Genomic DNA, 19,515 nt, shown 5'->3' on the forward strand with positions numbered 1-19,515 from the left:
ATACATTGCAAGCGCGGATCTCGGACGGCCGCCGCGCCCGGCGATTGAACCTTCGGCAACCCCCGCTCGTATCCCGAGTAGAACCGACTCGGGCATCCGGTGTCCGGCGCCGAGAGGAGCCGCCCATGCACAATGGAACACGAGTGGTGGATCACCTGGTCAGAGCGATTTCCGCGCTCGGGGTGCGACACCTTTTCGGGGTCGGCGGAGCGAATATCGAAGACCTGTACGACGCGGCGCACGATCATCGGCGACTCCTCACCGCCGTCGTGGCCAAACACGAATTCGCCGCGGCCACGATGGCCGACGGCTACGCGCGTTCCACCTCCGGGCTCGGCGTCGTGGCCGCCACGTCCGGGGGCGGCGCGATGAATCTGCTCCCGGGACTCGCCGAGTCCTACGCCTCCCGGGTGCCCGTGCTGGCCCTGATCGGCCAGCCCCCGACCGTCCTGGAGGGCAAGGGCGCCTTCCAGGACACGAGCGGGCAGGCCGGCGCCATCGACGCGGTACGGCTGTTCACGCCGGTCTCGCACTACTGTGCGCGCGTCGACGCGCCCGCCGACCTGCCCGCTCACCTCACCCGGGCGGTGCTCGCCGCGCGCGGGGACGACCCGGAGACCGGCGGGCACGGCGGCGGCCCGGCGATACTGCTGCTGCCCAAGGACATTCAGCGGGCCGATCTGCTCGCTCCCGATTTCGCGCCGCCGCCCCGCGCGCACCGGCCGCCCGCCGCGAGCCTGCACCGGGTGACGGAGACCCTGCGCGCCGCGCGAGCGCTGGGCCGCGTCCTGATCATCGCGGGCGCGCAGGTGGCCCGCGATGACGCGCGCGCGGAACTGGCCGAACTGGCGCGGACGCTCGACGCCGCCGTCGCGGTGTGCCCGGACGCCCTGGACGTCTACCACCACGCCGACCCGGGTTTCCGCGGCATCACCGGCAGCATGGGCCACGCGCAGGCGCGGGCCGCACTCGATTCCGCGTCCCTGTGCCTGCTCATCGGCACCCGCCTGCCGGTGACCGACAGGGCCGGGCTGGAGGATGCGCTGGACGCCGTGCCACTGGCCGGCATCGGAGCCGAAATCCCATTTCTGCCTGCGATTCACGCGCACGCCGCCGATCTGGCGGTCACGCTCGCCGACCTGAGCGCCGCGCTGCGCCCGCCCGTGCCGGTCGCCGTGCTCGCCGTCGGCGAGCGGCCGGGATCGGCGGCGCGAGAGCCGCTTTCCGAGCGCGCGAGCGTCGGCGAGAGCACCGAGTCCGGACCGCGGGCGGCGGTCCTGTCCGCCCGCGAGGTGCCGCCCGCCACCGGCCCGGGACTGCGCTACCGCCAGGTGATCGAGGCGATCAACTCCGAATTGCCCGCCGGTACCGATGTTTTCGCCGACGCCGGGAATACCGGCGCGGCCGTGGTGCACCATCTACGGCTGCCCCGCGACGGCCGGTTCACCGTCGCCCTCGGCATGGGCGGCATGGGCTACGCCTTCGGCGCGGGCATCGGCTCGGCGTTCGCCCGGCACCGCCGCGGTGACGGCGGTCTCCGGCACACCGTCGTGATCGCCGGGGACGGCGCCTTCTACATGCACGGCATGGAGATCCACACCGCGGTCGAGCACCGCCTGCCCGTCACCTTCGTGCTCCTCAACAACAACGCGCACGCCATGTGCGTGACCCGCGAACAGCTGTACTACCGGGATCGATACAGCTTCAACCGGTTTCGGCCGGCGAATCCGGGCGCCGGTCTGGCCGCCATGTTCCCGGATCTGTGCACCCGTGCACCTGCCACACCCGCCGAACTCCGTGCCGCGCTGCGGCACTGCCTCGGCAGCCCCGGACCGTCGTGCATCGCGATCGAGTGCGATCCCGACGAGATTCCGCCTTTCACGCCGTTCCTGACGGCACCCCGGAGGTAATCGTGACAAGTTCGACCCGGCCCGAGCGTGAGCAACTGCCCGCCCTGAACGACCTGCCCGCGGACATCCCCGGCGTCCTGCGGATCGAGACCTCCGATCGCGAGGCCACCACGCCGATCATTCTGGACATGCTGCGCTCGGTCTATCCGCACGATCAGATCTTCGGCGAGTACTGCACGGTCCAGGGTCATATCGACGCACCGCCCCGCGAGCTCTACGACTACCTCTCGGACACCCGCTCACTGGAGGAATGGACCTACAGCCTGCGCGGCTTCACCGAGACCGCGACCCCGGGCCTGTGGGAGTCCTACGACCGGCTGGGCGAGAGCACCCGCATCTACACCCGCACCGTCGCCAATCCCGACGCCATGACGGTCGACTATCACTGCGCCTGGGATCAGCCCGATCACCTCTGGATGATCTACCTGCTGCGCGTGGTGGACGCGCAGGTGGTGTTCGACAAGCCGGGATCGGTGGTGCTCTGGACGAACTGCCACCACCCGTTCTACGACGAGAATCCCTACGGCGACGCCGCGCCCGACAAGCGCAAGGTGTGGGTCGGCGATTTCTGGGAGATGTTCTCCGCCGGGCATCAACTCGAACTCGACAACCTTCGGGCCATCGCCGAGTACCGCGCCGCACACGGGCTCCCCTTGACGCCGACCTGGATGAAATGAGGAGTGCGCCATGGACTTCACCGATCCCGCCTGGACCACCCCTCCGGTCAGCCTGCTCGACGTCGCCTCGTATCTGCCGGGTGAACCGGTGGGCACCGAGTACTTCACGCGGTTCTCGCGATCCGAACGCATGGCCAAGAACGTCATGTTCCGCGCGCCCAAGGGCCGCCATCACCGCGGGCCCGACGAGACCGCCGTCGACATGGCCGAGCGGGCCGCCGCACCGCTGGTGGAACGCCATGGGGCGCAGGAGCTCTCGAAGATCGATGTACTGCTGACCCACACCCAGCTGCCGGACAATCCGGTGCTCGGCTGCGGCGGCGAACTCGCGCGCAGGCTGAACATGCGCCCGCGCTACGTCTTCGACGTGCACAACGGCGGCTGCGCGGCCTTCGTACACATGATGTGGCTCGCCCGCACCGTGCTGCGGACCACCGATGCGCGCACCGCACTGCTGGTCACCACCCAGAACTGCGCGGGGCCGGTCTTCACCCAGCCCGACATCCGCGGGCTCGCGCAGGCGCCGGTGCCCGGCGACGGCTGCGGGGTGGGGCTGCTGGTCAAGAACAGTTCCGCGCCCATTCTCGATATCGAATGCCGCACCTATCCCGAGTTCGCGGGAGACATGGATTTCGACACCGGGTCCGAGCGCAAATACTGGCAGCCCGGCGAGGGTCAGGCGTGCGTCACCTTCACCGAATCCAAAGTGGCCAAGGTGTTCACGCGCGGCAACCGGCTGGTGCCCGAGGTCGCCCACGCGGTGTGCAAGCGCATCGGGGTCAAGAGCAGCGATATCGACACCCTGGTCACCAATCAGCCCAACCGGCTTTTCCTGCGCAATTGGCACGACGCGCTGGAACTGCCCGCCGAACGACATCCCGATACCTTCGACAGCTGCGGAAACCTCTTCGCCGCGGGTATTCCCGTCACGCTGGACACCGAGAACTCCGCGGGGCGGCTGCGCAACGGTTCGGTCGTGCTCATGGCGGCCTTCGCGCACGCGGGTGATTTCGCGGGCGCCGCGGCCGTGCGGTGGGGGGCCGCGCGATGACGGCGCTGGAGTCGTTCCGCTTCGAGGATGACCGCTTCGAGAACGGGCTCTTCGAACCCGAGCGCTTCGACCTGAGCCTGAGCGAGAATCCCTTCCCGCCATTGCCTTCGGTGCTCGGCGCGCTGGACGAGGCACTGGCCACGGCGAACCGGTACCCCGAATTCCGGCCGCGGCTGCTGCCCGAGCTGATCGCCGGGCACATCGGCGCGCGCGCCGATCAGGTGGTGGTCGGCGCCGGCGCGACCGGGGTCGCGATGCAGATCATGCAGACCCTGCCCCACCGGGGCGCGCGCTTCGTGTTCGCCGCGCCGACCTTCGACGGGTATCCCATCCTGGCCGGGATGACCGGATTGCGCGCCGCGCCCGTCCCTTTGGATGCGCACGGTCGCCAGGACCTGTGGGCCATGTCCCGGCTCATCGACCGGGACACCGGCCTCGTCGCGATCTGCCGTCCGCACAATCCCACCGGAACGGTGGTTTCGGGCAGCGAACTCAAAGCCTTCCTGTGCGCCGTCCCCGCCGGCGTTCCGGTCCTGCTGGACGAGGCGTACTTCGAATTCCTCGGTGCGAGCGAGGTCCTGGACGCCGTGGAACTGGTGCACCGGCATCCGAACGTACTGGTGCTGCGCACTTTCTCGAAGGCGTACGGCCTGGCGGGCCTGCGCATCGGCTACGCCTTCGGCTCCCCGGACCTGATCCGCCGGGTACAGCGACTACAGCTGCCGTTCGGCGTCCCGGCGCTCGCCGCCGCCGCGGTCCGCGCCTCCTACGCCGCCGAATACGAACTGGGCGAGCGCATTCTGCACATCACCACCCAGCGCGAGCTGCTGCGCACCCGGCTGCGCCGCGCCGGTATCCGGGTGCCCCGCAGCAGCGCCAACTTCCTCTACCTTCCCGGGGCCGATATCGCGCGGTCACTGGCCCGCGCCGGTATCGCGGCCAAGCGCTATGCCGACGGCAGCGTCCGCGTAGCCGTCGGCGACCCCGTCGCGGACCGTGCCGTCGTGCGGGCCCTCACCGCGCCGCCCCGGCCGCATTCCCGGCCACTGTCCACCGACGACAGTCACCTGGTCGCCCTCACGGCGCCGTACGCGCCCAGCGCTGCGCCAGCGCCGCGCAGACGATGAGCTGCACCTGGTGAAAGAGCATGAGCGGCAGCACGATCAGGCCGATCGGTGAGCCGGCGAACAGGACCGTGGCCATCGGGAGACCGGTGGCCAGGCTCTTCTTGGACCCGCAGAAGACGACCACGATGCGGTCCTCGCGGTTGAAGCCGGCGGCGCGACCGGCCGCCATGGTCGCCGCGAGCACCAGGGCCAACAGGACGCAGCACACCAGCAGGAGCGCCAGGATCCGCCACGGCGACATGGCGTGCCAGATGCCCTCGACCATCCCCGCGCTGAACGCGCTGTAGACCACGAGCAGGATCGAGCCGCGATCCACGAGTTTGGTCGGTTCGGCGTAGCGGGCGAGCCAGTCCTTGATCCGCGGGCGGATGAGCTGCCCCAGGAAGAACGGGACCAGCAGCTGCAGCACGATGTCGAGAATCGAGGACAGGTCCACCCGCGCCTGGCCGGTGGTGTTCATGAGCAGAATGACCAGCGCCGGAGTCAGGAAGACGCCCAGCAGGTTCGAGACCGTGGCACTGACGATCGCACCGGCCACATTGCCCTTGGCGATGGAGGTGAAGGCGATCGAGGACTGCACCGTCGAGGGCACCAGGCACAGGAACAGCAGACCGGTGTACAGGTCCTCGGTCAGCACGCTCGGCACCAGCAGGTGCGCGGCCACCCCGAGGACGGGGAAGAGCACGAAGGTGCAGGCGAGCACGACCAGGTGCAGGCGCCAGTGCTTGAGACCCTCGATCGCCTCGTTCGGAGCCAGACGCGCGCCGTACAGGAAGAACAGCAATGCGATAGCAATCTTGGTGAGCCAGCTCACAATTTCCGCGGCATCTCCGCGCGCCGGAAAAATACTGGCCACGGCGATGACGGCGAGGATCGACAAAATGAATCCGTCGATATAGAACTTGCTGAGAAATCGCACGGGTCAAGGCTAATCACCCCCGGCAAAAAGGATTAACACCGCACCCGGACGACCGCGATACTGATGTTGATCGACCGCACGCACGAGTTCCGAGGTGGAATGCCATGGTTCCCTGGACCACACTGGCCAGTACGCACGCCCCGGCCCTCGCCGCCGACACCTGGGGAGTTCCCGGGCCGACGTTCCTGGCGCTGTTCTGGTTCGCCGCGCTCGCGGGCGGGGTCTTCGTCATCGCGCAGCGCATTCGGATCGGGCGTTCTACCGGACCGGCCGATCCCTATGCGGGACCGCTGAATCCGACCGAGACCGCGATGCTCTTCGACGACCGGCGCGCGGTGCTGGCCGCGCTCACGCAGTTGCGCGGCCGCGGGCTCATCGACTCTGCGGGCAACCCCAGCCGGGCGGTGAGCACCCAGGAGCTCGACGCGCTGGATCCGGTGACCCGGGCCGTGTACGCGCACCTGCGCGTGTCGGCGGACCGCAAGATTCCGGCCCTGGCGAAGGCGACGCGGACGGCGCTGGACGCCCTGCGGGTCTCGCTGGCCAAACGCGGCTACCTGCTGAGCGACGGGCAGCGCCGCACGATCGCACTGTCCGCGATACCGCTGTGGGTGCTGCTCGCGCTCGGCGCGGTGCGATTCGCCGCGGGCCTGGACAACCACAAGCCCGTCCTCTTCCTCGGCATCAGCATCGTCATCCTGTTCCTGGCAACCCGCCTGCTCATCCGGGCGCCCCGGCTGACCAAGCGCGGCCGGGACCTGCTCCTGGACGCCGCCCGCCGCAACGGCCATCTGCGCCCGAACAACTCGCCCGCCTACGCCTCCTACGGCGCCGACAGCGCGGCCGTGGCCGTGGCGCTGTTCGGAGCGGCCGTGCTGTGGAGCGCCGATCCGGGTCTGGCGAGCGCCACCGGAACGGTCAGTGCGTCGGGCGGGGACTTCAGCGGCAGCGGCAGCAGCTGTTCGGGTGGCGGCGACAGCGGCGGCGGCAGCAGCTGTGGCGGCGGGGGTTGCGGCGGCGGTGGAGGCTGCGGCGGATGAGCCGCCCCCTCGACGCCGAGCACACGCCGACCGGAACCCCGTGGCGCCCCGGCGATCACGGCGGTCACGGCGATGGACGTGGCGCGAGCACCGGCGCGGTGGAGCGGACACCCACCGCCGGCGGTTCACAGCCGCCTCGCGACGAGCGGCGGCGGGGTGGCGAATCCCCTCGGCACGGTGTCGCCGGTAGTGCTGGATATCCCGGCGCGAGCCACCGGACGGACGGCGGCGATCCCTTTCCTCCCGGCGGGCCGCTGCCCGGCGGGGCGATCGGGGTGGGGTGGCGGCCCGAGATCTGCGGGATGATCGCCGACCTCGAGGGAATCGCCTTCTGCGAGGTCATCGCGGAATCGCTGAGCGCCCCCGCCGGGCGGTGGCGGCGGCGGACCGGCATAGCCGTGCCGGACGAGCTGTCGGCGCTGATCGATCGCGGCGTTTCGGCGGTGCCGCACGGGATTTCGCTCTCGCTCGGTGGGGCCGAGGCGGTCGACGAGCAGCGCGTCGAGCACCTCGCCGCCTGCGCCCGTGAGCTCGGGTCGCCGGTGGTCAGCGAGCACATCGCGTTCGTGCGGGCGGGCGGGGTGGAAGCCGGGCACCTGTTGCCGGTGCCGCGCACCCGGGAGGCCCTGGACGCACTGGTGCGCAACATCTCTCGTACGCAGCGCGCGCTGGATGTTCCGCTCGCCGTGGAGAACATCGCCGCGCTCTTCGAATGGCCGGACGCGGAGTTCACCGAGGCGGAGTTCCTGCGGGAACTGGTGGAGCGCACCGGGGTGCACCTGCTGCTGGATATCGCGAACGTCTACGCCAACGCCCGCAACAGCTCTCGCGATCCCCTGACCGAGTTGCTGCGGCTGCCCACCGAACGCCTCGCGTACTGCCATATCGCCGGCGGCCGGGAGGTCGCGGGCCGCTATCACGACACCCACGTGCATCCGGTGCCCGCCGAGGTACTCGCCCTGGTGGCCGAGTTCGCACCCTCCCGGCCGGTGCCGCTGATGCTGGAGCGCGACGGAAACTACCCGCCCGCACCGGAACTGCTCGCCGAACTGAACGCGATAGCCGCGGCCGCCGGCCGCTCGGCCGTCACGTCACGACCAGAGCCGCCTCGGACATGACACCCGGCGACCCGGCGGGCACGCGGAGCCCGAGCACCGGACGCACCGCGCCCGAACCCGCTTCGGCGCACGGCCCCGGGGCCCGAACACCTCCGGCCGAACCGCCGGCCGCGGGCCGCCCGCCGGACCGGGAATCCGCGGCGGCGGAAAACTCGGGGCCACCGGGCTCGGCGGCAGGCTCGGGCCGCGCCCGCGGAACCCTCGCCGAGCAGCAGGCGGCGCTGGTGCGCGCCCTGGTGACGGGCGCTCCCCCGCCGCCCGGTTTCGACGCGGGCGATCTCGATGCCACCGCGCACGCGCTGCTGCACAAGCGGGCCGGGGACCTGGCCCGGCGGTTCCCGGTGTTCGCGCACGCCTGCGGACCGGATTTCACCGCGCTCTTCCTGGCGTGGGCGCGCACGCGGCCCAAGGTGAGCACCGCCGCCGACGCGGCCGCCTTCGCGGCGCACCTGGGCGTGCCGCCGCCCGCGATTCGGCGATTCCCCCGGTTCGGGCGATAGCCGCGCCCGGCGGCGCGGCGGATCGTCCGGGTATCAGCCGCGGTCGCCGTCCGGGCCGTGTCCGAACGGTCCGTCCCGCCTCGGCCCGGACGGACCGTTCGGGCGATAGATGCATGGGTGCTAATGTTCGTATCCGTTTGCTGGAAGGTGTCCTGATCCAACTCGGAAGGGAAGCTCCATGACTCACGTTCTGCACAATGGCCACGATCACGCGCACGGCGCCGCGTGCGGGCATGTTGCCGTACCGCACGGCGATCACGTGGACTACGTCCACGACGGCCATCTGCACCGCGCCCACGACGGCCACTACGACGAGTGCGAGCCCTCGGGCCACACCGAGCACGCCGCGCACACCCACGAGCACGGCGAGGGCTGCGGCCACGTCGCGGTGCCGCACGGCGACCACATGGATTACATCCACGACGGCCATCGCCACGCCGCGCACGACGGCCACTACGACGAACACTGACGCCCCGGCCCGGCGGTGATCCCGCTCACCGGAGCATGCTGAATCCATGATCGAGATCCGCACCGTCTCCACCGAGCGGGAACTGGCCGACGCGTACGCGGTCCGGATACGGGTGTTCGTCGACGAACAGGGCGTGCCCCCGGAACTGGAACTCGACGAGCTGGACGCGACCGCCGATCACTTCCTGGCCCGGCTCGACGGGCGGCCGGTGGGCGCGGGCCGGCTCATCGTCCGCGACGAGGTCGGCGTGCTCGGCCGGCTGGCGGTGCTGGCGGAGGCGCGCGGTACCGGGCTGGGCGCGGCGCTGGTGCGGGCGATCGAGGATCGGGTGCGCGAGCGCGGGCTGCCCGCGCTCGAACTCCACGCTCAGACCCAGGCCGAGGGGTTCTACGAACGGCTGGGCTACAAGGCGTACGGGGACATCGAGCTGGACGCGGGCATCCCGCACATCTGGATGCGCAAGACGCTCAGCGAAGCCTGATCGCGACTAGCCGTTGGTGGCAGCGGGCTCGCACGCGTCGCGCAGCGAGCAGGAACCGCAGGCGCTGCCGCAGCCGCCCGGCTCCTCGGCCGGGGCCAGCGCGGCGAGCGCGTTGTTCGCCGCGGTCGCGCCCGCACCCAGGGTGAACAGCGCGATGATCACCGCGACGGCGGCCACGGCGACGGCGGCGATGCCACCGGCGACCAGCACGACCGCGCCGCTGGCGGCGAGCAGGAAGCCCGCGGCCACCGAGGTCGGGGCGGCGATGCGATTGGCGAGGCGGTAGTTCTCCTCGGACTTGATCGCCTCGTCGGAGTGCACGCCGAAGATGCGATTCGGCGGCATGGTGCCGGTCCAGCCGAGCACACCGGTGACCACGGCCACCACCGACAGAGCAAACAGAATCAACGCCACGACCGCCACGGGGCTCAATTTACCCGCGGCGCGTTCGGCCGGGTGCGCGACCCGGCCGAGCCGGGGCCGGGTGAGGCGGTCATCACGTACGCGCGGCGCGCGGCCGCCACCCTTTTTGGGGACCTGGGTAGCCACGCTTTACCCTGGTGGCGGACCTTATCGGGGATCGGCTAGGCAGAGAAGGCAGGACCGTGCAGGACACTCCCGCAACCGACACACCCACCGCGACGGCGGGTGGGGGCAGCGATGTGCCCGCACACCGTTACAACGCCGACCTGGCCGGCCGCGTAGAGCAGAAGTGGCAGGCCGCCTGGCGCGAGCGCGGCACCTTCCACGCGCCCAACCCGGTCGGCCCGCTGGCCGGTGAGACCCCGGCCGACAAGCTGTTCGTGCAGGACATGTTCCCGTACCCCTCGGGCGCGGGCCTGCACGTCGGCCATCCGCTGGGCTACATCGCGACCGACGTCTTCGCGCGCTTCCACCGCATGCGCGGCCGGAATGTGCTGCACGCCCTGGGTTACGACGCCTTCGGCCTGCCCGCCGAGCAGTACGCGGTGCAGACCGGCGCGCACCCGCGGGTGACCACCGAGTCCAATATCGCGAACATGCAGCGTCAGCTGGACCGGCTGGGCCTGGGCCACGACCGCCGCCGCTCCTTCGCGACCACGGATCCCGAGTACTACAAATGGACGCAGTGGATCTTCCTGCGCATCTACAACGCCTGGTACGACGAGGGCATCGGCCGCGCCCGCCCGATCTCGGAGCTGATCGCCGACTTCGAGGCCGGCAGGCGCGCGATCGCCGATGACAACCGCGCCTGGAACGAGCTGTCCCCGGCCGAGCGCAACGCGCTGATCGACTCCTATCGCCTGGTGTACCAGACCGATTCGATGGTCAACTGGTGCCCGGGGCTGGGCACCGTGCTGTCCAACGAGGAGGTCACCGCCGACGGCCGCTCCGAGCGCGGCAACTTCCCGGTGTTCCGCAAGCGCCTGTGGCAGTGGATGATGCGCATCACCGCCTACTCCGATCGCCTGGTCGACGACCTGGACGACCTGGACTGGCCGGAGAACGTGAAGTCCATGCAGCGCAACTGGATCGGGCGCTCACGCGGCGCGCAGGTCAAGTTCACCGCGGGCGCGGACATCATCGAGGTGTTCACCACCCGTCCCGACACCCTGTTCGGCGCGACCTACGTGGTGCTGGCCCCCGAGCACGATCTGGTGGACAGGCTGACCGAGGGCACCTGGCCCTCGGGCACAGATGCCCGCTGGACCTTCGGCAACTCCGAGACTCCGGCCGAAGCCGTTGCGGCCTACCGCAAGTCGATCGCCGCCAAGTCGGATCTGGAGCGCCAGGAGAGCAAGGAGAAGACCGGCGTCTTCCTGGGCTCCTACGCCACCAACCCGGTCAACGGCGCGCGCGTGCCGATCTTCATCGCCGACTACGTGCTGAGCGGGTACGGCACCGGCGCCATCATGGCGGTCCCCGGGCACGATCCGCGCGACTGGGAATTCGCCTCCGCCTTCGGCCTGCCGATCGTGGAAGTGGTTGCGGGCGGCGATGTTTCCGAGGCCGCGTACGCCGGTGAGGGCACGCTGGTGAACTCCGGCTACCTGGACGGGCTGGAGATCGACGCCGCCAAGGCCAAGGTCATCGCCGAGCTGGAGGCCAACGGTCACGGCCGGGGCACCATTCAGTACAAGCTGCGCGACTGGCTGTTCGCGCGCCAGCGCTACTGGGGCGAGCCGTTCCCCATCGTCTACGACGAGGACGGCGCGGCGCACGCGCTGCCCGAATCCATGCTGCCGGTGACGCTGCCGGAGATCGAGGACTTCGCGCCGGTCACCTTCGACCCGGACGACGCGAACTCCGAGCCGTCCCCGCCGCTGGCCAAGGCCACCGACTGGGTGAACGTCACCCTGGATCTGGGCGACGGGCCCAAGCGGTACCGCCGCGACACCAATGTCATGCCCAACTGGGCGGGCAGCTCCTGGTATCAGCTGCGCTACGCCGATCCCACCAACTCGGAGGCGTTCTGCGCCAAGGAGAACGAGCAGTACTGGCTGGGCCCGCGCACGGCCGAGCACGGTCCCAAGGATCCGGGCGGCGTCGACCTGTACATCGGCGGCGTGGAGCACGCGGTGCTGCACCTGCTGTACGCGCGCTTCTGGCAGAAGGTGCTGTTCGACCTGGGTGACGTGTCCTCCAGCGAGCCGTACCGCCGCCTGTTCAACCAGGGCTACATCCAGGGCTTCGCGTACCAGGACGAGCGCGGTGCGTACGTGCCCGCCGCGGAGATCGTCGAGCGCGACGGCAAGTTCTTCTGGACCGATGCGACCGGCGCCGAGATCGAGGTGTTCCAGGAGTACGGCAAGATCGGCAAGTCGCTGAAGAACGCGGTCTCCCCGGACGAGATGTACGACGCCTACGGCGCGGACACCTTCCGCTTCTACGAGATGTCCATGGGCCCGCTGGACGCCTCGCGCCCGTGGTCGACCAAGGACGTCGTCGGCGCGCAGCGCTTCCTGCAGCGCGTGTGGCGACTGGTCGTGGACGAGGAGACCGGCGCGATCCGGGTCACCGAGGACGAGCCCTCGAACGAGGCGCTGCGCCTGGTGCACAAGACGATCGCCGGGGTCGACGATGACTACGCCAACCTGCGGGACAACACCGCGGGCGCGAAGCTGATCGAGCTGACCAACTTCCTGACCAAGAACTACGGCGACGGCGCGCCGCGCGCCGCGGTCGAGCCGCTGGTGCTGATGCTGGCCCCCATGTCCCCGCATATCGCGGAGGAGCTGTGGGAACGCCTGGGCCACACCGAGTCCCTGGCGCACGGCCCGTTCCCGGCCGCGGATCCGGCACTGCTGGTGGCAGATTCGGTGGAGTACCCGATCCAGGTCAACGGCAAGGTCCGCAGCCGCGTCAGCGTCCCCGCCGACGCCGATCAGGCCGCGGTACAGGCCGCGGCGCTGGCCGATCCGAAGGTCGCGGAACTGCTGGGCGGCAAGGATCCCCGCAAGATCATCGTGGTGCCCGGCCGACTGGTGAACATCGTCGCCTGAGCGGACCATTGAGCCGATCGGGCCCGGTGCGTATTCGCACCGGGCCCGAATCGTCTGTGTGAGAACGCTTTCGGTGGTGCGTCCCGCCCCTACGCGGGCGGCAGCAGGACGTCGTTCAGGGTCACCATCGACAGGTTGCGCTCGCGGATGATCTCGACCAGCTGGTCGTAGCAGTGCGTCACCGCGGGCGCGTTGGCGTGGCCGATGATGATGGTCTGCGGGTTGAAGTACCTGTGGGCGCATTCGATCAGGTACTGCTCGGTGATCACGCCGGAGTCCGAGAGCGAGCCGTACCACATGGTCGGGACGGTGTAGCCGAGATCGGCGGCGACCCGGTCGACGGTGGCGTTGTGCCGGCCGAAGGGCGGGCGGTAGTACGGCGTGCCGTCCACGCCGAAGTTGTTGCGCAGGAACCGCTTCGCCTGGTCCAGCTGCGAGGAGACCGCGCCGGCGGAGATCGCGGTCAGATCGGCGTGATCCCAGGTGTGGTTGCCGAGCTGGATCTGCCCGGACTCCACCAGCGGTCGCAGGGCGTCGCGGTGCGTGGTCCAGGAGTCGTAGTAGGCGGTCACGAAGAAGGTGAAGCGCGCGCCGGTGTCCCTGGCGAACTTGATGTACGCCCCGACCACCTCCGGGCTCGCGCCGTCGTCCACGGTCAAGGCCAGTGAATTGCCCGTGCCGGGCAGCGCGGTGATGGTGCCGGGCGTGAGCGCGGTCTTGGGACCGCCGGGCGGCGGCAACAGGCGCGGCGCGGCGGGCTCGGGCAGCGGGAACGGATTTCCGCCGCCGCTGCCGGTGTCCAGCGTGTCACTGCGTGCCTGGGTGCACCCGGCGGTGAGAGCGACGGCGGTGCCCGCCGCGAGCCAGGTCAGCAGCTGTCGTCGTTCCATATCCCATTCGCTCCGAAGTGTTCGCTCCGCCCGGGGAGCCGCGTCGTCGATGTCTGCCTGCGCGCAACCTTCCCGGTTATATCGATTCCGGATGAACGAGTCACGTACAAGACGCGAAATGATTCGAATTGAGAAGAAATCCCCGGCCGGCCGTCACCGTGGCACGGGTCGCAGCACGATCTCGGTCGGATGTGCGTCACGCGGGGTCTCGATCGCGTTGCGCACGGTGCGCGCCACCGTCTCGGCGGTGAGGAATTCGTTCGGCTCGTAGGCGCGCTGTTCCCCGGCGATGATCTCGCGCTGCATGTCGGTGTCGATCCGGCCGGGATGGATCGAGGTGACGCGCAGGGCGGGCTCCTCCAGGCGCAGCGCGTCACCGAAGGCCCGCAGCCCGAATTTGCTCGCCGCGTAGACGCCCCAGCCGGGGTTGGCGCGCAACCCGGCGCCCGAATTGATCAGTACCACATGACCGTTCGCGGCACGCAGTGCCGGAAGCAGCAGCCTGGTCAGTTCGGCCACCGCGATCAGGTTGCCTTCCAAGGTATTCCGCCACTGGGCAACGGACGAATCGGCTATCGTTCCCAGGTCGGCGATTCCCGCATTGTGCACCACCACGTCCAGCCGTTCGATGGTTTCCGTCGCCCGCGCGACCGCCGGATAGTCGGTCAGATCGACCGGCCACCCTGTGGCGCCGGGCAATTCGTCCAGGATCGGTTCCAGCGCCCGCGGTGTGCGCGCGCCCAGCAGCAGCCGATGCGTAGGCGCCAGCTCGCGCGCGATCGCGGCGCCGAGACCGCGACTGGCGCCCGTGATCAACGCAATCGGCCGGTCTGTGCTGGTCTTCGCGGAATTCGCCATGCGAACACCGTAACCGGGCGCCCCCGCGCGGCGATGCTCCGGCTGAGCACACCACACGTTCGAATCACGAGAAGGCGAACAGAGTGCATTCTGGCGTAGCGGAACCGCCCTCCGACCATCCCGTGCGGCACGCCCACCGCGCATACCTGCGGGTTCCGTCGCAGAATAGGGCGATGACACATCCCGGTTTCACGCCGACCCAGCTCGCGGCCCGCGCCGCCTACCTGCTGCGCGGCAACGATCTGGGGACGATGACCAGCGCGGCCCCCCGGCTGTACCCGCACATGTGGAGCTGGGACGCCGCGTTCGTCGCGGTCGGGCTGGCCCCGCTGAGCGTGGAGCGCGCCGCGCTGGAACTGGACACGCTGCTGTCGGCGCAATGGCGGAACGGGATGATTCCGCACATCGTGTTCGCGAACGGCGTGGACGGCTACTTCCCGGGGCCGGCGCGCTGGGAGTGCCGGCGGCTGGCGGCGAACGCGCCGGACGGCCCGGACACCTCCGGCATCACCCAGCCGCCGGTGCATGCCATTGCGGTGCAACGGATTCTGGATCATTCACGCCGGCACGGGCGCAGTACCCGGGCCGTCGCGGAGGAGTTCCTGCAGCGGCGCTGGCCCGATCTCATGCGCTGGCATCGCTGGCTGGCCTACGCGCGCGATCCCAAACAGCAGGGGCGCATCACGCTGTATCACGGCTGGGAGTCCGGCATGGACAACTCCCCGCGCTGGGATCGCGCCTACGCCAACGTGATTCCGGGCCCGGATCTGCCGCCGTACGAGCGCGCGGACCGGCAGGTCGTCGGCGATCCCACGCAGCGGCCCAGCGATCGCGAATACGACCGGTACCTGTGGCTGGTCGAGCAGATGCGGCGGTCGGGATACGACGATTTCGAGCTCGCGTCCACCATGAGCTTCGCGGTCGAGGACGTGTTCGTCACCGCCATCTTCGCCCTGGCCTGCGATGTGCTGGCCAATATCGGCGAGGACTACAAACAGCCCCTGGCCGACGTGCGCGAGCTCTACGAATGGGCCGACTACTTCCGGGCCGGGGTGATCGCCACGACCGATCCGCGCACCGGCGCGGCCCGCGACTTCGACGTGCGCGCCGACGAGTGGATCGACACCGAGACCCTGGCGGTGTTCGCGCCGCTGCTGTGCGGCGGCCTGGCCCGGGACGCCGAACGGCGGCTGCTGCGCCTGTTCGAGGGCCCGCGCTGGTGCGGCCATCCGGACCTGCGCTACGCCCTGCCGCCCTCGACGTCACCGGTCGCCAGGGACTTCCGCCCGCGCGAGTACTGGCGCGGGCCGGTCTGGCCGGTGATGAGCTGGCTGTTCTCCTGGGTTTTCGCCCGGCGCGGCTGGGCCGAGCGCGCGTTCATGCTGCGCGCGGAGGGGCTGCGCCAGGCCAGTGACGGGACGTTCGCGGAGTACTACGAGCCGTTCACCGGTGAGCCGCTGGGCTCGATGCAGCAGTCCTGGACGGCGGCGTCGGTCCTGGACTGGCTCGGGTAGCGGGCGACCCGAGCCGCATCACCCGCGGCAACCGGCACGGGGTGGCCCGTGCCGGGCAGGCCGCCCGGCACCGCGCCGCGCCCGCTGCCCCGGACCGCCCATGACCGGGCGATCTGCCGCGCGCTTATAGCCCGTCCGAGCCCCCCATCAGCGGGAACGGCGGTATTGAGATTCAGCTAACAGTTGGCGGACATGCGGCCCGGTCGCTGGCCAGAGCGACGCGGCTCACATAGCGTCCGCTCGTATGGCAGGACGACACCGGCTGGCCCTGGCGGCTTTCGCCGCGACCGGCATTCTCGCGACAATGGCCGCCGCCCCGGCGACGGCGGAGGTGAGCGGACCCGACGTCTCGTCCTGGCAGCACATCGACGGGCGCGGCATCGACTGGCACGCGGTCCGCGCGTCCGGCAACCACTTCGCCATGGTCAAGGCGACCGAGGGCCTGAGCTACGTGAACCCGTACTTCGTCCCGGACAGCCTGCTCATGCGGGCGGCCGGGGTGGCGCGCGGGACCTATCACTACGCCCGGCCCGCGCTGGCCCCCGAACCGCAGGCCGCCATGTACGCGGCGGTGGTGCTGGGCCAGAACGGGATGCTCGATCTGCCGCCGGTGCTCGACATGGAGGATTCGGGCGGGCTGTCCCCCGCGGCGCTCATCGACTGGACCCACCGCTACCTGAACACGGTCCAGGCGCTGACCGGCCGCACCCCGATCATCTACACGTACCCGAACTTCTGGCGGACCGCGATGGCCGATTCCCCGGAGTTCCACCGCTATCCGCTCTGGATCGCGGACTACCGCGGCAACGAGGGCCCCGAGGTCCCCGGCGGCTGGCCCGCCTGGACCTTCTGGCAGTACACCGACTCCGGCCGGATCCCCGGCATCGCGGCGGGCACCGATATCAACGTATACAGCGGCGCGCAGGGTGATTTCGCCCGCTTCGCGAACATGCCCAGCTTCGGCAGCAGCTAGCCACCGTCCGGAACGGTTGCGGCGCAAGCCCGGACCGTCCCGGACCTCCGGCCCACGCACCACGGATCGACCAGCGCATCGGGATTCCACCGGCACGCCGGAAACACTGCCGGCCGCCGGCGAATTCATGCCGGGCGATGAGCGGCAATGTCGCGTCGTCCACCCGGACGCGACGCTGCAACGCCCACACCTGGGCAACGGCTGGGACACGAGCATCCGGAGCGGCGGCGACAGGCACGAGCATCCCCGCGCGGCAACGGGCGCGGGAGCGCCGGGGCACGGGGCCGGACGCGCGAAACGGCCGGGCGCGGAATCGAATCCGCGCCCGGCCGTATTCGGCCGGTGGGTGGTGGAACTACACGCCGATCTTGCCGTTCTTCTTCCAGACGGCGACCACGGACGGGCGGGGCTGGGTCGTGCCGCCGTCGGGCCAGTGCGAGCCCGGGTTGTCGGCGCTGTGGCCGTCGAGCTCGCCCGGGTGCTGGACGCAGACCAGGACGCGGTCGGCGGTGATGACCGGGCCGCAGGTCTCCGCGCCGATCGGGACGGTCAGGAACTGCTTGGTCTCGCCGCGGCGCTCGCCCTCGAGGGCCACCGAGAACAGGCCGTCGTTGGACTTGAGCGCGTTGCCGTCGGTGGAGATCCACAGGTTGCCGTGCGGGTCGAAGGCCAGGTTGTCGGGGCAGGAGATGGGGCTGACCTTCGACTTGTCGAAGCCCGCGAAATAGGTGTCCGCGGCCTGCGGATCACCGCAGACCAGCAGCAGCGACCAGGTGAACGCGGTGCCCTTGTGATCGTCGACCAGTTCCAGGATCTGGCCGCTCTTGTTCTGGTTGCGGGGATTGGCCTCGTCGGCGGCGGCCTTGCCCTCGGTGCCGCGGTTGCTGTTGTTGGTGAGGGCGACGTAGACCTTGCCGGTCTTCGGGTTGGCCTCGAAGTCCTCGGGGCGGTCCATCTTGGTCGCGCCGGCCTTGTCGCCGGCGACGCGGGTGAACACCGCGACCTCTTCGGCGGACATGCCGTCCACCAGCGAGCGGCCCTTGCCGTCCGCGCCGGTCTCCAGGATCGGAATCCACTGGCCCTTGCCGGTGAATCCCTTGTCCGAGGGCGCTTTTCCGGTGCCGTCGATCTTGTCGGGGTGATCGCCGGTGAGCTTGGCGACGTACAGCGTGCCCTGGGCGAGGATGCCCATGTTCGCCTTGCGGGCGGCCGCGGTGTTGCCGGGCTCGATCTTCCTGCTGGACACGAACTTGTACATGTACTCGAAGCGCTCGTCGTCGCCGGAGTAGGCCACCACGGTGCCGTCGGCGGTGACGTAGATGTTCGCGGCCTCGTGCTTGAACCGGCCCAGCGCCGAATGCTTGATCGGGGCGGCGGCAGGATCCCACGGATCGACCTCGACCACGTACCCGAAGCGGTGCGACTCGTTCGGCTCCTGCGTGACATCGAACCGCTTGTCGAAAAGCTCCCAGCGCCGGGGCATCTCGCCCTGGCCCGCGCCCGGGTGCCCGAGGCCGTAGCGCTTGCCCATCGCCTGCATGGCCGGATCGGCCAGGACCCCGGCGAAGTACTGGTTGAAGTTCTCCTCACCGGAAAGCACGGTGCCCCAGGGGGTCACGCCGCCGGAGCAGTTGTTCAGCGTGCCGAGCACCTTGGTCCCGGTGGGGTCGGCGGCGGTCTTCAGGAACGCGCTGCCCGCGGCGGGGCCGGTGACGGTGAACTCGGTGGTGGCGGTGATGCGCCGGTTGTACTGGCCCATGACCGGGCTCAGCTTGCCGCCGCCGTTCTCACCCTTGACCTCGACCACCGAGAGGCCGTGCGCGGCGAGCGCGATCTCGACCTGCTCTTTGGTGGGGTTGCCCGGGGTGTAGCCGGTGAACATGTAGGGCTCGGTGGTGTATTCGTGATTGACCACCAGCAGGAAGCTGCCGTCGCGGCCCTCGATGGGCAGCAGCGCTGCGAAGTCGTTGTTGAACCCGAACTGCTTGGCCTGCGCGGCCGCGGTCTGGTTCGCGAAGTCGAACGCCGGCGCGCCGGGCAGCACCGGATCGCCCCAGCGAATCACCACGCCCTGCTCGTAGCCCTCGGGGATCACCACCGCGTCCTGTTTGTTGGGCGCGATGGGGGTGAAGTCGGTGCCGATCCCGGTGCCCGGATTCGCTTCGGCCGCATCGGCCTCGTCGCCGCCGCAGGCCGCGAGCAGGCTGCCCGCGCCGACCGCGAGCACCGCCGCGGCACTGCCCCGGAACAGTCGCCGGCGCGAGATGTCCGCGACGATATCGCCGAAGTACGTGCCCTCGGAGGTGTTGGGCACCTCGTGGAAGCAGGCGTTTCCGCACTTGTACTGACAGGTTATGGAGGCGCGCGACGAGGCCCCGTCGTGCTGCACGAAAAGGGCGAGGGGTTTCAGGCTCACAACATGCTCCCGGGGTTGGACTGTCGCGCGCACGGTAACCAGGCCAGAAGAGCCGCAGGGGACGAGCAGGTGAACGGACGACCAATTAGG

General features: G+C 70.1%; 17 protein-coding genes. 12 read left to right on the plus strand and 5 right to left on the minus strand.

Going from position 1 to position 19,515, the window contains the following annotated elements; genetic code table 11:
- The first annotated feature begins 125 nt into the window (after positions 1 to 125).
- Genes ACFVBH_RS31930 through ACFVBH_RS31945 form a run of 4 tightly spaced genes read left to right on the plus strand, consistent with a single transcriptional unit; the run spans position 126 to position 4,765 of the window.
- Entirely contained in the window at positions 126 to 1,910 is a 1,785-nt protein-coding gene (locus ACFVBH_RS31930; protein WP_379007378.1) for a thiamine pyrophosphate-binding protein, read from the plus strand.
- 2 nt (positions 1,911 to 1,912) lie between these two features.
- Entirely contained in the window at positions 1,913 to 2,587 is a 675-nt protein-coding gene (locus ACFVBH_RS31935) for an SRPBCC family protein (protein WP_354989102.1), read from the plus strand.
- Positions 2,588 to 2,597: 10 nt separating this feature from the next.
- Positions 2,598 to 3,638, plus strand: a complete 1,041-nt coding sequence (locus tag ACFVBH_RS31940; RefSeq protein WP_379007380.1) for a 3-oxoacyl-ACP synthase III family protein — start codon at positions 2,598 to 2,600, stop codon at positions 3,636 to 3,638.
- A complete protein-coding gene (locus ACFVBH_RS31945) occupies positions 3,635 to 4,765 on the plus strand; it encodes an aminotransferase class I/II-fold pyridoxal phosphate-dependent enzyme (protein ID WP_379007382.1) in 1,131 nt (376 codons plus the stop codon). Before ACFVBH_RS31940 ends, ACFVBH_RS31945 begins: the two co-directional genes overlap by 4 nt.
- Here the strand turns inward: ACFVBH_RS31945 and ACFVBH_RS31950 are convergent.
- Positions 4,716 to 5,684, minus strand: a complete 969-nt coding sequence (locus ACFVBH_RS31950; RefSeq protein ID WP_379007384.1) for a bile acid:sodium symporter family protein — start codon at positions 5,682 to 5,684, stop codon at positions 4,716 to 4,718. The two genes, ACFVBH_RS31945 and ACFVBH_RS31950, sit on opposite strands and share 50 nt — an antisense overlap.
- A 104-nt stretch (positions 5,685 to 5,788) precedes the next feature.
- On the opposite strand from ACFVBH_RS31950, the gene ACFVBH_RS31955 reads away from it, so the two are divergent.
- The 5 genes from ACFVBH_RS31955 to ACFVBH_RS31975 all read left to right on the plus strand — a co-directional run bounded on the left by ACFVBH_RS31955 (position 5,789) and on the right by ACFVBH_RS31975 (position 9,292).
- Positions 5,789 to 6,724: a TIGR04222 domain-containing membrane protein gene (locus ACFVBH_RS31955; RefSeq protein ID WP_354989099.1), complete on the plus strand. Its 936-nt coding sequence runs from the start codon at positions 5,789 to 5,791 to the stop codon at positions 6,722 to 6,724.
- 254 nt (positions 6,725 to 6,978) lie between these two features.
- Complete coding sequence (locus tag ACFVBH_RS31960) at positions 6,979 to 7,842, plus strand: DUF692 domain-containing protein (RefSeq protein ID WP_379007831.1); 864 nt, start codon at positions 6,979 to 6,981, stop codon at positions 7,840 to 7,842.
- Positions 7,839 to 8,342: a hypothetical protein gene (locus tag ACFVBH_RS31965; RefSeq protein WP_379007387.1), complete on the plus strand. Its 504-nt coding sequence runs from the start codon at positions 7,839 to 7,841 to the stop codon at positions 8,340 to 8,342. The genes ACFVBH_RS31960 and ACFVBH_RS31965 overlap by 4 nt, the downstream gene beginning before the upstream one ends.
- Positions 8,343 to 8,520: 178 nt before the next feature.
- Complete coding sequence (locus tag ACFVBH_RS31970; RefSeq protein WP_354989097.1) at positions 8,521 to 8,811, plus strand: hypothetical protein; 291 nt, start codon at positions 8,521 to 8,523, stop codon at positions 8,809 to 8,811.
- A gap of 46 nt (positions 8,812 to 8,857) precedes the next feature.
- Positions 8,858 to 9,292: a GNAT family N-acetyltransferase gene (locus ACFVBH_RS31975; protein WP_354989096.1), complete on the plus strand. Its 435-nt coding sequence runs from the start codon at positions 8,858 to 8,860 to the stop codon at positions 9,290 to 9,292.
- Between the two features lie 6 nt (positions 9,293 to 9,298).
- Here ACFVBH_RS31975 and ACFVBH_RS31980 read toward each other — a convergent pair whose 3' ends face one another.
- Positions 9,299 to 9,841, minus strand: coding sequence for an SdpI family protein (locus ACFVBH_RS31980; protein ID WP_354989095.1), 543 nt, complete (start codon positions 9,839 to 9,841; stop codon positions 9,299 to 9,301).
- A 56-nt stretch (positions 9,842 to 9,897) separates the two neighbouring features.
- On the opposite strand from ACFVBH_RS31980, the gene leuS reads away from it, so the two are divergent.
- Positions 9,898 to 12,774, plus strand: coding sequence for a leucine--tRNA ligase (leuS, locus tag ACFVBH_RS31985; RefSeq protein ID WP_379007391.1), 2,877 nt, complete (start codon positions 9,898 to 9,900; stop codon positions 12,772 to 12,774).
- A gap of 89 nt (positions 12,775 to 12,863) precedes the next feature.
- Here the strand turns inward: leuS and ACFVBH_RS31990 are convergent, their stop codons facing one another.
- Both ACFVBH_RS31990 and ACFVBH_RS31995 read right to left on the minus strand, forming a co-directional pair.
- Complete coding sequence (locus ACFVBH_RS31990; protein ID WP_354989093.1) at positions 12,864 to 13,664, minus strand: polysaccharide deacetylase family protein; 801 nt, start codon at positions 13,662 to 13,664, stop codon at positions 12,864 to 12,866.
- Between the two features lie 153 nt (positions 13,665 to 13,817).
- Positions 13,818 to 14,522, minus strand: a complete 705-nt coding sequence (locus ACFVBH_RS31995) for an SDR family oxidoreductase (protein ID WP_379007394.1) — start codon at positions 14,520 to 14,522, stop codon at positions 13,818 to 13,820.
- Between the two features lie 173 nt (positions 14,523 to 14,695).
- Between ACFVBH_RS31995 and ACFVBH_RS32000 the strand changes: the two genes are divergently transcribed.
- Together ACFVBH_RS32000 and ACFVBH_RS32005 are read left to right on the plus strand one after the other, a co-directional pair.
- The gene (locus ACFVBH_RS32000) at positions 14,696 to 16,036 is read left to right on the plus strand and encodes a glycogen debranching protein (RefSeq protein WP_354989091.1); all 1,341 of its coding nucleotides are present in this window, start codon (positions 14,696 to 14,698) and stop codon (positions 16,034 to 16,036) included.
- A 244-nt stretch (positions 16,037 to 16,280) separates the two neighbouring features.
- Positions 16,281 to 17,009 carry a glycoside hydrolase family 25 protein gene (locus tag ACFVBH_RS32005; RefSeq protein WP_379007397.1) on the plus strand — a complete coding sequence of 243 codons (729 nt, stop codon included), beginning with the start codon at positions 16,281 to 16,283 and terminating at the stop codon, positions 17,007 to 17,009.
- Positions 17,010 to 17,364: 355 nt separating this feature from the next.
- Here the strand turns inward: ACFVBH_RS32005 and ACFVBH_RS32010 are convergent, their stop codons facing one another.
- Positions 17,365 to 19,425: a PhoX family protein gene (locus ACFVBH_RS32010; RefSeq protein WP_379007400.1), complete on the minus strand. Its 2,061-nt coding sequence runs from the start codon at positions 19,423 to 19,425 to the stop codon at positions 17,365 to 17,367.
- Positions 19,426 to 19,515: the final 90 nt, after the last annotated feature.

Source organism: Nocardia sp. NPDC057668, from assembly GCF_042799795.1.
Classification (GTDB): Bacteria; Actinomycetota; Actinomycetes; order Mycobacteriales; family Mycobacteriaceae; genus Nocardia.